This is a genomic window from Streptomyces sp. NPDC045287 (assembly GCF_056432325.1).
Window position 1 is genome coordinate 291402 of the sequence record NZ_JBWKJG010000001.1, and the last position, 13109, is coordinate 304510.

The window sequence follows — 13109 nt, forward strand, 5'->3', positions numbered from 1 at the left end:
GGCTTTCCGGCTGAACAAGACCGCCATGGTTGACGTCGACCTTTCCCTGTACCTGTACCGCGAGCGAGTGATTCTCTTCCGCAGGCGCGCGCGACCCTAGCATTCCGCACTCCGGGAGCCCCCCGTCACCGTCCGGGGGCGGTCGCCGAGCACTCCCCCTCCCGGCATACCATTGCGGTGCCCCTCGTCGGTCTGACCCAGAAGAAGAGTGCGCAGTGAAAGTCATCAGCATCGTCGGCGCCCGTCCCCAACTGGTGAAGCTCGCGCCCATCGCGGCCGCGTTCGCAGAGACGGAGCACGAGCACTTCATTGTGCACACCGGTCAGCACTACGACGCCGACCTCTCCGACGTCTTCTTCCAGGGCCTCGGCATCCCCGACCCGGACGTCCACCTCGGTGTCGGCTCCGGCAGCCACGGCGCGCAGACCGGCGCCGTCCTCTCCGCCCTCGACCCGGTCCTGGAGCGGGAGAAGCCCGACTGGGTCCTCGTCTACGGCGACACCAACTCCACCATCGCCGGCGCCCTGTCCGCGGTGAAGATGCACCTCCCCGTCGCGCACCTGGAGGCGGGCCTGCGCTCCTTCAACCGGCGCATGCCGGAGGAGCACAACCGCGTCCTCACCGACCACTGCGCCGACGTGCTGCTCGCCCCGACCGAGGAGGCCATGCGCCACCTCGCCGACGAGGGCCTGAAGGAGCGCGCCGTCCTCGCCGGCGACGTGATGGTCGACATCTGCCTGCGCATCCGCGACGCCGTCCTCGCCGGCGAGCACCCCGCGCCGGCCCTGCCCGAGGGCATCGACCCGGAGCAGCCGTTCCTGCTGGCCACGATCCACCGGCCGGACAACACCGACGACCCGGAGCGGCTCGCCGCGATCGTCGACTCGCTGGCCGCGCTGCCGCTGCCGGTCGCGCTGCTCGCCCACCCGCGCCTGGTCGCCCGCGCCAAGGAGCACGGCATCGAGCTGGCGAAGGGCTCCGTCCGCGTCGGCCGCCCCCTGCCGTACGCCGGCCTGGTCGCCGCCGTGCTGGCGTCGTCGGGCGTGGTCACCGACTCCGGCGGCCTGCAGAAGGAGGCGTTCCTGCTGGAGCGCGTCACGACCACCATCCGCCCGGAGACCGAGTGGGTCGAGACGGTCGAGTCCGGCTGGAACGTCCTCGTCCCCGACCCGCACACGCTGTCCGCCGACGCGTGGGCCGCCACGGTCACCCGCACCGCGCCCACCGCCGACAAGGGCACCCCGTACGGCGACGGACGTGCCGCGCACAACGTCGTCCGCATCCTGGAGGAACGGCTCACGCAGGCGGGCGGCGACGCCTGACGCCCCCGCGGACCGGGGCTCCCCGCGCGCCCGCCCCGGCCCGCCCGGCACCCCTGTCCGCCGACCCGCTCCGGCCCGGCCCGCAGCCTCTCCGCAGGCACCGCGGCCGGGTCGGGACGGCCGGCCGGCGGTGGCAAAGCCGGTGATAAAGTGGCGCGTCGCCGTGCAATCTCGTAAGGAAGTCGACATGAAGCAGGCAGCATCCAGGGATGCGGCCGTGGTCACGCCGTGGTATCCGACACGGGAGTTGCCTTTCCGGGGTTCCTTCGTCTACGACATGGTCGCCGCGACGGCGCCCGGTGTCGACAACCTCACCGTCTACCACGGCGACGCCTGGGTCACCGCCATGGACCCCCAGACGACGCGGGCCATCGAGGCGGCGGGCGCCAAGCTGCTGTCCCGCGCCGCCCACCGCGTGCCCACCGTCGGGGGCGCCGAACTCGTCCACTACCCCGTCACGATGCCGCGCGGCCAGCTCTACGGAGCCCAGGCCCGCAACCACGAGCGCCACCTCCGCAGCCTGCTCGGCGGGAAGCCGATCGACGCGCCGGTGGTCCACGCGCACGTCGGCCTCCCCAGCGGATGGGCCGCGCTCCACAACGCCCGTCCCGACGCCCGGGTCTTCGTCACCGAGCACGCGTCGTTCCTGGAGACCGTCCTCGAAGACCCCGACTCCGCGCAGATGTACGACGAGCTGATAGAGCGCGTCACGGGCTTCCTGGTCGTCGGCCAGCCCCTCACCGACGTGATCGGGAACAAGTTCCCGCACCACGTCGACAAGCTGATCCAGATCCCCAATCCGATCACCTTCGACTACCCGCGGCCCGAGCCCGTCAAGGACCTGCGCCGCTGGCTCTACCTCGGCGGGATACTGCAGCGCAAGGGCGTCAACCTGCTCGTCGAGGCGTTCGCCCGGTGCCACGCCGAGGACCCGACGCTGAGGCTCACGCTGGCGGGCGACGGCGACCAGCGCCTCCCGCTCCTGAAGCGCATCGAGGAGCTCGGCCTCAGCGACGTCGTGGACATGCTCGGCCCGATACCGCACGACCAGGCCCTCGAGGTGATGCGCAACCACGACCTGCTCGTCCACGCCAGCCGGTACGAGACGTTCGGCATGACCATCGTCGAGGGCATCGCCGCCGGCATGCCGGTCCTGGTGACCCGCTGCGGCGGCCCCGAGGAGACGCTCGCGGGCATCGAGGACGCCGCGGGCCAGTTCATCGACGTGGAGGAGAACCCGGAGTCGATCATCGAGGGCTTCCGGCGCCTGCGCGCGCGCTTCCTCGACGGCGACCTGGACCTCGAACGCGCCCAGGCGAAGCTGGCCGCGGCCTACAGCTTCGAGTCCGTGGCCCAGGCGCACTACCGTCTCTGGTTCCCCGACTCCCCGTGATGGAGTGACATGCAGGTTCTGTTCCTGGCCCTCGGCGGTGCGCGCAAGCGGACCGTCCTCGAAGAGTCCGCTGCCGTCGTCGCGGCCGGCGGCCGGGCCGTCGTCCTCGTCAGCCAGAAGCAGCCCTGGGCGTCCACGGCCTTCGCACCCGGTGTCGAGCTGGTGACGCTCTCCGAGCTGGAGGCGCGGCACCTGCCGCACCGCCTCGAACGCGCCGTCCTCTACAAGGGACCCCGGCGCGTCGCGGGCGCGGTCGGCCGGGGCCCCCTCGGCCCGAAGACGAAGAAGGCCCTCAAGGCGTACGAGAAGCGCGTCGCCGGCCGGGTGCACCGCCGCGTCTTCGTGCCGCTGCACCGCCGGGTGTGGCCCACCGCCGCGGCCCGCATGGTGCTCCGCTGCTTCGAAACCCACGGGGGCCCGGACCTCGTCGTGGTCAGCGACGCCCATTCGATCCGCAGGGCCGTGGAGATGATGGAGTCCTGGCACTCCGACGGCCGGAAGATCCCGCGCGTCTGCTACAGCGTCGACTCCGGGGCGCCGTCCTTCGTCGCCGACGCGTCGTCGAAGCGTCCAGCCGCTCGCTGACCTACCGAGGAAGACTGATGAAGAACCGTAGCGAACGGCGTCCCCGTGTGCTCTACCTGGCGTTCTACTTCCCGCCGTCGCGGGCGAGCGGCGTCTACCGGGCCCGGGCCACGGCCAACCACCTCGCGGAGAAGGGCTGGGACGTCACGGTCTGCGCCGCCCCGCTCGACTTCCTCCACAACGTGATCGGCTCGGTCGACGAGGGACTGTCGAAGACCGTGGACCCGAGCATCCGCGTCGAGCGGCCGTCGCTCAACCAGTACAGCTGGCAGAACGACCTCCGCCAGTACAGCTGGCTGCGCCGCAGCTTCCCGCTGATGGCCAAGCGCGTCTACGAGTTCAGCCAGACGAAGCTCTTCCCGGAGCGCTACTCGTCCTGGGCGTGGGCCTCCGTCACCCGCGCGCTGAAGCTGCACGCCAAGCAGCGCTTCGACGTGGTCATCGCCACCGGCAACCCGTTCGCCTCGTTCGGCGCCGCCTGGCTCTTCAACAGGCTCACGGGCGTCCCGTACGTGATGGACTACCGCGACTCGTGGACGCTGGACCTCTTCCACGACGAGCCGGCGTTCCCCGAGGGGCACATCGCCTGGGCGTGGGAGAAGCGCATGCTCGACAAGGCGTCGGCGGCCGTCTTCGTCAACGAGGCCCTGCGCGGCTGGCACGCCGAGCGCTACCCGGAGGTCGCCGACCGCATGATGGTCGTCCCCAACGGATGGGACGCGGACGTGCTGCCGAAGGCCGCGGAGAGCGCGGTCGCCGAGGCCGGGGCCAAGGCGGAAGCGGAGGCGGAGGCGGAGACCGCGGCGGGCGAGAAGGAGCGGGCCCCGCTCAAGTTCACGTACCTGGGCACCCTCACCGCCAAGCAGCCCGTGGAGGAGATGGCCGAGGCGTTCAAGATCGCACGCCGTCACCCGGACATGGCCGGTGCCGAGCTGCAGATCCACGGGCACCTGGGGTTCTTCAAGAACAGCCCCGGCGTCCTGAAGGCCCGTCTGGGCCTCCAGGACGGGCCGAGCCCCGAGGGCGTCGAAGACACCGGCCTGCGCTACTGCGGACCCGTCTCCAAGACGGAGGTCGGCAGGGTGTACGAGGAGTCGGACGTCCTGGTCTTCCTCGCGGGCGGCGGCAAGTACGTCACGTCCGGCAAGATCTTCGAGTACATGGCCTTCGGCCACCCGATCGTCTCCGTCCACCAGCCGGGCATCGCCGCGCAGGACGTCCTCGACGGATACCCGCTGTGGTTCAACGCCAACAGCCTGGACGTCGAGGAACTGGCCGCGTCGATGGTCGCCGCGGGCAAGGCGGCCCGCGACCTGACGCCGGAGCAGCGCGAGGCGGCGCGGCGGCACGCCGACACGTACACGCGTGAGGCGACGCTGATCCCGTTCGAGCGGCGGCTGCGGGAGATCGTGGGCCGCTGAGCCGCGTACCGCGCCAACGGGAAGGGCCCCGACCGGATCACCGGTCGGGGCCCTTCCCGTTCACGTCACTCCGTGTCGTACGCGGTGCGGTCCAGGCTCGTCGTCACCTTCAGGTGCGGGTGGGTCTTCGCCCACTTCCAGCCGGTCACCGTGGAGTTGATGTCGCTGACGAACACGGTGTCCACCTTGTCCAGGGCCAGCTCGGGCAGCACCCGCCGCTGGGTGATCCGGGCGAACAGCTGCGGCCGGACCTCCCGGTAACCGCGGTTGAAGACCTTCTTGTGGAAGGCGTTGGCGACCTTCGTGTGGGCGCGCTGCACGGTCGCGACCGCCAGCTCGGGGCCGATCGCCTCACGGTTCTTCGCAGCGATCCGCCGGGCCCGCCGCAGGACGGCACGGGGCGCGCGGTAGACGAGGAACCGCTCGGCGCGCGGGATGCGCAGCTTCTTCTCGGCGTCCGCGACGCTGACGACGGGCACGCTCGGGTCGAGGGCCAGGCCCTCCCACAGGGCCGGCGGCTGGGCGGTGACGAGGGTGACCTCGGCGCCCTTCTCGACGAGGTGGTTGGCGAAGTCGACGACGCGGCGCGGCTTGGCGGGCGTCAGCGCCAGGACGACGGCGCGGCCGACCGGCTCCGCGCGGCGGGCGGGCGCGGCCCCTTCCGCGGCCTTCGCCCCGGTCTCCGCCCGGTCGCCGGCCGCGTCGTCCGCCCGCTCGTCCCCGGCACCGGCCTCGGGGGCCTGGGGCACGGGAGGCAGCGCCCCCCCGTACACCTCGACGAGCTGCTTGCCGACCGCCTCGCACCCGACCCGGCCCTCCAGGACCTCGCGGGCCGCCGGCAGGTCCAGGTCACCGGCGCGCTCGCGCAGTCGCCAGTACGCGTCGACGATGACCTGCGGGTCGTCGCTGACGTCCATGAGCGCACCGGCCGCCGTCTCGATGCCGGCCATCGTCTCCTCGGGGCCGCCGCTGCGGGTCACGAGCACGGGGAGCCCGGACGCGATCGCCTCGACGACCGTCATCCCGAAGGTCTCCCGCTTGCTGGCGTGCACGAGCAGGTCGTACTCGTGCATCAGCGCGCCCACGGCCTCCGGGGCGACCGGCGGCAGGATGCGGAAGCGGTCGCCCAGGCCCAGCTCGGCGCCGCGGGCGCGCAGCTCCTCCTCGACGGGGCCGTGCCCGACCATGGTGAGCGTGGCGCGCGGCTCCTCCGCGGCGACCAGCGCGAACGCCTCCAGCAGCTCCTTGACGCCCTTCGGTTCGAGGAGCCGGCCGAGGTACAGCCAGCGCAGCAGCTCGGGGGAGCGCTCCGGGCCCGGCGTGAAGCGGTCGAGGGAGATCGCGTTGGGCAGGACGCCGACCTTCTCCGCGTACTGCGGGAAGCGCTTCACGACCTGCTCGCGCAGCGCGGCGCTGACGCACATGAACGCGTCGGCCCGCTCCAGCACCTCCTCGTAGAGGCGGGCGGCGGGGGGCTGCGAGAGGACCCTGCCGAGGAAGGAGGAGTGCTCGGTCACCACGATGCGGGCGTCGGGGCGGGCGAGCCGGGTGGCCACGACACCACCGTAGATGCCGGTGTGGGCGTGCACGACCGGGGCCTCGATCCGCCCGGTGGGCAGGACGCTCCGCATCGCCTCCACCTGCGTCTCGGCCCAGGGGGCGTAGTTCTTGCGGAGGAGGATCGGCACCGGGACGCGGACGACGGTCGCCTCGTCGGCGTCCAGCACGTGGCCGAGGGCGCCGCGCTCCCGCAGGCGTTCGGCGGTCACCCGGATCGCGTCGTGGAGCGGGGCGGACGCGCGGCCGGACCAGTCCTCGGTGTGGAAGACGGTGACGCGCTCGTAGTTCCCCGCGACGGCGGCGGTCGCCGCCTGCACGAACGATCCGGCATACGGGTTGTTCGGCGACGGGTACCAGGGGGTGACGACGGCCAGGTCGGAGGGGGCCACGGCGCGCCCGGCGCCGTGCGGCTCCAGCACCAGCGTGACACCGGGCCGGCGGCGCTTCACGATCCACGCGACGGGCAGCGCCTGGGCGTCGCCCGCGACGACGGTGTCCGCCTGGGCGAACGGGCCCGACTTGGCGGCGGCCAGCTTCTTGGCGGGACCCCAGGCCGTGCCGTCCTTGTCCGGGGTGAGGCTGACGACCTCGACGCCGTCCAGCCCGCCCAGCTCCTCCAGCGCCTCGCGCCACACGGGAGCGTCCAGCACGACCAGGGAGACCCGGGACCCCGAGGAGGCGAGCTCCTTCACCTGCTCGCGTGTCGCCCGTACTCGGTATGTGCCAAGCGCGAGATAGAGCACGTGGCTGTTCATCTGGATCCCTTCGCCCTTTCACCTGCACGCCGCGCACCCGTGCGGCGGAAGAGTCCCCACGGGGTTCGGTACGGAGATACAGCGCGGCGGCACCACCCTACCGAAGGCGGTACCCCCTCCCGGCACGCGGCCGGGGCCGCCGTCAGCCCTCGTCTTCGACGAGGACGCCGTCCTTCTCCCGGTACCGGGCACCGGTCTGCGGGCACTCCCACGCGCCCTCCTCGCCGGCCCGCTCGACCAGCCGGACGCCGGCCCTGCCGACCCAGCCGATCTGCCGCGCCGGGACCCCCACGACCAGCGCGAAGTCCGGCACGTCCCGCGTGACGACGGCACCCGCGGCGACCATCGCCCAGCGGCCGACGCGCACCGGCGCGACACACACGGAACGGGCACCCAGCGACGCGCCCTCGCCGACCTTGACGCCGACGGCCTCCCAGTCGCCGCCGCGCTTCAGCTTGCCCTCGGGGTCGACGGAGCGCGGGTTGTGGTCGTTGGTGAGCACGACGGCGGGGCCGACGAACACGCCGTCGCCCAGCTCGGCGGGCTCGTAGACGAGCGCGTAGTTCTGCAGCTTGACGTTGTCGCCGATCCTGACGCCCGTACCGACGTACGCGCCGCGCCCGATCACGCAGCCTTCCCCGAGCCGGGCGTTCTCACGGATCTGCGCGAGTTCCCAGACGCTGCTCCCGGCCCCGATCTCGGCGGTCTCGTCGACCTGGGCGGTGGGCTGGACCCTGTAGTTCACTCTGCTGTCTCTTTCGGGGGACGGCGGAAGTCTTCGTCGCCAGAGCATACGCGGAGGGCCTTCCCGCCCCGCGCGCGGCGGGGAAGGGGGTCGGAGCGGTTCGTGGTCCTACCCGGTGCGCCACGTGCTGCGCGCCCGGCGACCCAACCGAAGGGAAGGACGAAGAGAAGGAGGGGGACAGTCCGCCCGAAGACATAAGGAGAGGGAGAAGGGAGGCGGCCGGGTGCCGGGGGAGCGGAGGCGGCGGAGGCCGGCCCGGCGGAAGAGGCGTGGCGGGGGCGCGGGCGGGGCCGGCCGGGCCGATCGGTCTCCTTCACGCCTCCGCCCGCCGGGCGCGGCCCGGTTTGACCGGTCCGGCGGGGGGACCTAGTCTTGACCGTCGGCGTGTTTCCATGCGCGCCAGCTCCTGAGCACCTTCCCTCCCGGCCGAGGTCGGGGGAGGCCGTTCCGACCATCCGGTCCAGTCGCGGGCCCCGCCCGTGCGGGCGGCTGGCGTCAGGGGTTTCCGTTTCGAGCGAGGAGAGATCCGTGTACGCCATCGTGCGCAGCGGTGGCCGCCAGCACAAGGTTGCTGTCGGCGACATCGTTGAGGTTGACAAGATTTCCACTGCCAAGGTTGGCGACACGGTCGAGCTCTCGACCCTGCTCGTTGTCGACGGCGACTCCGTGACCAGCGACCCGTGGGTCCTGGCCGGGATCAAGGTCCAGGCCGAGGTCGTGGACCACCACAAGGGCGCCAAGATCGACATCCTGCGCTACAAGAACAAGACCGGCTACCGCCGTCGTCAGGGCCACCGCCAGCAGTACACGGCGATCAAGGTCACTGAGATCCCCACGGCTGCGAAGTAAGGGACTGAGGAGACATGGCACACAAGAAGGGCGCATCGTCCACCCGGAACGGTCGCGACTCCAACGCTCAGCGGCTCGGCGTGAAGCGCTTCGGCGGTCAGGTCGTCAACGCCGGTGAGATCCTGGTCCGCCAGCGCGGCACCCACTTCCACCCGGGCGCGGGCGTCGGCCGCGGCGGCGACGACACGCTGTTCGCGCTGCAGGCCGGTTCGGTGCAGTTCGGCACCTTCCGCGGTCGCAAGGTCGTGAACATCGTTCCGGTCGCCTGACCTGATCGGACGCTTCGCGAGGGCGGGCCTCTCTTCCCGTACGGTGTACGCCGTGCGGGAAGAGGGTCCGCCTTTCGCTTGTTACAGCTGTCGTAGCTGAGACATCCCGTACGTTTTCCTTTCTGCACCGCTGGAGGCACCCCACCATGACCACCTTCGTGGACCGCGTCGAGCTGCACGTCGCCGCGGGTAACGGAGGCCACGGCTGTGCCTCCGTCCACCGGGAGAAGTTCAAGCCGCTCGGCGGCCCCGACGGGGGCAACGGCGGGCGCGGCGGCGATGTGATCCTCGTCGTCGACCAGTCCGTGACCACCCTCCTCGACTACCACCACTCGCCGCACCGCAAGGCCACCAACGGCAAGCCCGGCGAGGGGGGCAACCGCTCCGGCAAGGACGGCCAGGACCTGGTCCTGCCGGTGCCGGACGGCACGGTCGTCCTCGACAAGAGGGGCGAGGTCCTCGCGGACCTGGTCGGGCACGGCACCCGGTACGTGGCGGCGCAGGGCGGTCGCGGCGGCCTGGGCAACGCCGCGCTGGCCTCGGCCCGCCGCAAGGCGCCCGGCTTCGCGCTGCTGGGCGAGCCCGGAGACGTACAGGACATCGTCCTGGAGCTGAAGACCGTCGCCGACGTGGCGCTGGTGGGGTACCCGAGCGCGGGCAAGTCCTCGCTGATCTCCGTGCTGTCCGCGGCGAAGCCGAAGATCGCGGACTACCCCTTCACCACCCTCGTGCCGAACCTCGGCGTCGTCACCGCCGGCTCCACCGTCTACACGATCGCCGACGTGCCCGGCCTCATCCCCGGCGCCAGCCAGGGCAAGGGCCTCGGCCTGGAGTTCCTGCGCCACGTCGAGCGGTGCAGCGTCCTCGTGCACGTCCTGGACACGGCGACGCTGGAGTCGCAGCGCGATCCGCTGTCCGACCTGGACGTCATCGAGGAGGAGCTGCGCCAGTACGGCGGGCTCGACGACCGGCCCCGCGTCGTCGTCCTCAACAAGACCGACATCCCGGACGGCAAGGACCTCGCCGACATGGTCCGCCCCGACCTGGAGGCCCGCGGCTACCGCGTCTTCGAGGTGTCGGCCGTCGCCCACCAGGGGCTGAAGGAGCTGTCGTACGCGCTGGCGGAGATCGTCGCCCGGGCGCGTGCCGCGAAGCCGAAGGAGGAGGCGACCCGGATCGTCATCCGCCCGAAGGCCGTCGACGACACCGGCTTCACCGTGACCCAGGAGGAGGACGGGCTGTACCGGGTGCGCGGCGAGAAGCCGGAGCGCTGGGTCCGCCAGACCGACTTCAACAACGACGAGGCCGTCGGCTACCTCGCCGACCGGCTCAACCGCCTCGGTGTCGAGGAGGAGCTGATGAAGGCCGGGGCCCGCGCGGGCGACGGCGTGGCCATCGGCCCCGAGGAGGACGCGGTCGTCTTCGACTGGGAGCCCACCATGATGGCGGGCGCCGAGATGCTCGGCCGCCGAGGCGAGGACCACCGCTTCGAGGCCCCGCGCCCCGCCGCCCAGCGCCGCAGGGACCGCCAGGCGGAGCGGGACGAGGCGGAGCAGGCGTACGACGAGTTCGACCCCTTCTGAGGACACCCGCCCCTGACGGGCCGTCAGGGGTGAGTTCCCGTACCGAACTTCGGCGGGGTCGCTGTACGGCGGCCCCGCCGAAGTCGTACGCCCCGCGCCGTGCACCCCGCCCGCCGTGCCCCGCCCCCGGGGGCGGAGAATGGTTTCCGGTCCGTACAACCTTTCGCATTCGGTCACCGTCCAGCTTTCCGGGCGACCGCGCGGCGGGCCTTCACGCACAGACATGGGGCACCGGTGAAGATCTCTTTCCTCATCCACACCGTCTACGGCATCGGCGGCACCATCCGCACCACGCTCAACCTCGCCGAGGAGCTCGCGGACCGGCACGAGGTCGAGATCGTCTCCGTCTTCCGCCACCGTGACACCCCCCTGTTCACGATCGACCCGCGCATCACCGTCGTCCCCCTGGTCGACACCCGCCCGAAGTCCCCGACCTGCGAGAAGGAGCACCCCGACCTGCTGGCGCCGGCCGAGTGCTTCCCCCGCGCCGAAGCGCGCTACAAGGAGTACGGCAGGCTCACCGACGAACGGGTCCGCGCCCACTACGCGCGCTCCGACGCCGACGTGGTGATCGGCACCCGCCCCGGTCTGGTCGCGTACGTCGCGCGGTTCGCGCCGGACGGCGCCGTGCTCATCGGCCAGGAGCACATGACGTACCACCACCACAAGCCCGCCCTGCGCGAGGAGATGAGGCCGCACCTGGAGGCCCTCGACGCCTTCGTGACCGTCTCCGAGGGCGACGCGGCGGTGTGGCGGGAGCACATGGACCTGCCCGGCACCCGTGTGCTGTGCATACCGAACAGCGTCCCCGAACCCGTGGTCGCCCCCTCCGACCGGTCCGGCACGACCGTCGTCGCCGCCGGGCGGCTCTCCGCGGAGAAGCAGTACGACGTACTGATCCGGGCGTTCGCGAAGGTCGTCGCCGTACGTCCGGAGTGGACGCTGCGCATCTGCGGCTGGGGGACCGAACGGGAGAGGCTGCGGCGGCACATCGACACCCTCGGCCTCCACAACCACGTCTTCCTCATGGGCCCGCGCTCGCCCATCGAGCCCGAGTGGGTCAAGGGCGCCATCGCCGCGTCCACCTCGCGACACGAGTCGTTCGGCATGACCCTCGTCGAGTCGATGCGCTGCGGCGTCCCCATGGTCAGCACGGACTGCGACCACGGCCCCCGAGAGATCATCGAGGACGGCGAGGACGGCCTGCTCGTGCCGGTCGGGGACGCCGGTGCCGTGGCCGCCGCGCTGCTGCGGCTGATCGACGACGAGGCGCTGCGCCACCGGATGGGCGAGGCGGCCCTGCGCAACGCGCGCCGCTTCGACCCGTCGGCCGTCGCCGGGCGGTACGCGGACCTCTTCGCGGAGCTGGGCGCCGGCGCCCGGTCCCCCGACGGCGCCAGGTCCGCCGACGGTGCCCATGCCGGTGCCCGGTCCGGTGGCGCCCGCACCGGCGGCACCGTACGCGCGCCGGGGGAGACCGCGCCCGGCGGGCGGGCCGGGGACGGCTTCGAGCCCGTCGCGGACTGCGTCGCCGAGCAGGACGGCTCGCTCACCGTCACCCTCGTGTCCCCGCCCGGCGCGGCCGCCCGGTACGAGGGCCTGCGCCTCGTCGCCGTACCGCAGGGTCGCGGGACGGCGGAGCGCGCGTACCCGTTCCGGCCCGACGGCACCCTCACCCTCCCCGCCGGCGAGGACATCCCGGAGGACAACTGGGTGTGCCACGCCGAGCAGCCCGCCACCGGACTGCGCGCCCCGCTCACCGCGCGCGCCGTCGACCAGCGCGGCTCGCTGCGCCCCGCCGACCGGATCGGCCCCGGCGACGGGGTGCGCCACCTCGTCCCGTACCGGCGCCCGCCGCACCACTCGCTGGAGCTGCGCTCCTGGGTGCGGGCGGTGCACGCGGAGACGGGCGACGTCGAGCTCACCGACGACCACGCCACCGTCACCGGCCGGCTCATCGGCCCCGTCGACGAGCCGACCGCACCGCCCGAGCTGGTGCTGCGCCGCTACGACAGCCACGAGGAGGTCACCCTCGCCGGCACCTGGCTGCCCGGCCGCCGCTTCCGCGTCACCCTGCCGTGGGAGGAGCTGGCCGGACGGCGCCGCCGCGAGCAGGACACCTGGGCGCTGTGGCTGCGCCACACCCCCGGCCGGCCGCCCGTGAAGATCGCCCGGCTGCTCGACGACGTGGTCGCCAAGGCGGACGTCTTCGCCTACCGGCCCGTGCGGCGGCACAAACGGCGACCGCTGCTGCTGGTGCGGCGGGCGGTGCGCACGGTGCGGAGGCAGCCGCAGTTGATGACGGACCTCACGCTCCGCTACGACGGGCACAACGCCCTGTACGTCCGGGTCACCGGTGCGTGACCCAACGGCCTCGCCACGGAGCCGACGAGCAAGACGAGCAAGACGAGCAAGACGAGGAAGACGAGGAAGGAGGTGAGGGCGTGGTCGCGGAGCCCGCACGCCGTGGACGCGGCGGGGACACGGCACCTCCCGGACCGGCGGATCGTGTGCGGTCCGTCACGACCGCGCCCCCTTCCGGCCCCGCCGACAGGACCGGCCACCCGGTGAACCACCGGTGTCCGGCAAGGTTCCACCCCCTTCGTCCCACCTTGCGAGACGGTCAC

10 protein-coding genes are annotated in these 13109 nt (G+C 72.5%); 8 read left to right on the forward strand and 2 right to left on the reverse strand.

What is annotated here, in order from left to right:
• Window positions 1-215 precede the first annotated feature (215 nt).
• The 4 genes from wecB (at window position 216) to AC07D6_RS01240 (ending at window position 4721) form a co-directional block, all read left to right on the forward strand.
• Window positions 216-1322 (forward strand): non-hydrolyzing UDP-N-acetylglucosamine 2-epimerase, encoded by a 1107-nt coding sequence (gene wecB / locus AC07D6_RS01225; RefSeq protein WP_479041043.1) that lies wholly within the window; start codon window positions 216-218, stop codon window positions 1320-1322.
• A gap of 187 nt (window positions 1323-1509) precedes the next feature.
• A complete protein-coding gene (locus tag AC07D6_RS01230; protein ID WP_315878043.1) occupies window positions 1510-2715 on the forward strand; it encodes a glycosyltransferase family 4 protein in 1206 nt (401 codons plus the stop codon).
• A gap of 9 nt (window positions 2716-2724) precedes the next feature.
• Window positions 2725-3300: a hypothetical protein gene (locus AC07D6_RS01235; RefSeq protein ID WP_479041045.1), complete on the forward strand. Its 576-nt coding sequence runs from the start codon at window positions 2725-2727 to the stop codon at window positions 3298-3300.
• 17 nt (window positions 3301-3317) lie between these two features.
• The gene (locus tag AC07D6_RS01240; RefSeq protein ID WP_315878045.1) at window positions 3318-4721 is read left to right on the forward strand and encodes a glycosyltransferase; all 1404 of its coding nucleotides are present in this window, start codon (window positions 3318-3320) and stop codon (window positions 4719-4721) included.
• Window positions 4722-4786: 65 nt separating this feature from the next.
• Here the strand turns inward: AC07D6_RS01240 and AC07D6_RS01245 are convergent, their stop codons facing one another.
• Together AC07D6_RS01245 and AC07D6_RS01250 are read right to left on the reverse strand one after the other, a co-directional pair.
• A complete protein-coding gene (locus AC07D6_RS01245) occupies window positions 4787-7036 on the reverse strand; it encodes a glycosyltransferase family 4 protein (RefSeq protein ID WP_479041047.1) in 2250 nt (749 codons plus the stop codon).
• A 142-nt stretch (window positions 7037-7178) separates the two neighbouring features.
• The gene (locus AC07D6_RS01250; protein WP_315878047.1) at window positions 7179-7781 is read right to left on the reverse strand and encodes an acyltransferase; all 603 of its coding nucleotides are present in this window, start codon (window positions 7779-7781) and stop codon (window positions 7179-7181) included.
• 528 nt (window positions 7782-8309) lie between these two features.
• Between AC07D6_RS01250 and rplU the strand changes: the two genes are divergently transcribed.
• From rplU to AC07D6_RS01270, 4 genes are all read left to right on the forward strand, one after another.
• On the forward strand, window positions 8310-8630 hold the full coding sequence (rplU, locus tag AC07D6_RS01255; RefSeq protein WP_315878054.1) for a 50S ribosomal protein L21: 321 nt from the start codon (window positions 8310-8312) through the stop codon (window positions 8628-8630).
• Between the two features lie 14 nt (window positions 8631-8644).
• Window positions 8645-8899 (forward strand): 50S ribosomal protein L27, encoded by a 255-nt coding sequence (rpmA, locus tag AC07D6_RS01260; RefSeq protein ID WP_010476314.1) that lies wholly within the window; start codon window positions 8645-8647, stop codon window positions 8897-8899.
• Window positions 8900-9045: 146 nt separating this feature from the next.
• Window positions 9046-10482 (forward strand): GTPase ObgE, encoded by a 1437-nt coding sequence (gene obgE, locus AC07D6_RS01265; RefSeq protein WP_479041049.1) that lies wholly within the window; start codon window positions 9046-9048, stop codon window positions 10480-10482.
• Window positions 10483-10716: 234 nt separating this feature from the next.
• Window positions 10717-12846, forward strand: a complete 2130-nt coding sequence (locus AC07D6_RS01270; RefSeq protein WP_479041051.1) for a glycosyltransferase family 4 protein — start codon at window positions 10717-10719, stop codon at window positions 12844-12846.
• Window positions 12847-13109: the final 263 nt, after the last annotated feature.

Bases quoted from the DNA above. Each gene is read 5' to 3' on its own strand.
- AC07D6_RS01230 (WP_315878043.1), top strand. From the start codon at position 1,510: ATGAAGCAGGCAGCATCCAGGGATGCGGCCGTGGTCACGCCGTGGTAT.
- AC07D6_RS01235 (WP_479041045.1), top strand. From the start codon at position 2,725: ATGCAGGTTCTGTTCCTGGCCCTCGGCGGTGCGCGCAAGCGGACCGTC.
- AC07D6_RS01240 (WP_315878045.1), top strand. From the start codon at position 3,318: ATGAAGAACCGTAGCGAACGGCGTCCCCGTGTGCTCTACCTGGCGTTC.
- AC07D6_RS01245 (WP_479041047.1), bottom strand. From the start codon at position 7,036: ATGAACAGCCACGTGCTCTATCTCGCGCTTGGCACATACCGAGTACGG.
- rpmA (WP_010476314.1), top strand. From the start codon at position 8,645: ATGGCACACAAGAAGGGCGCATCGTCCACCCGGAACGGTCGCGACTCC.
- obgE (WP_479041049.1), top strand. From the start codon at position 9,046: ATGACCACCTTCGTGGACCGCGTCGAGCTGCACGTCGCCGCGGGTAAC.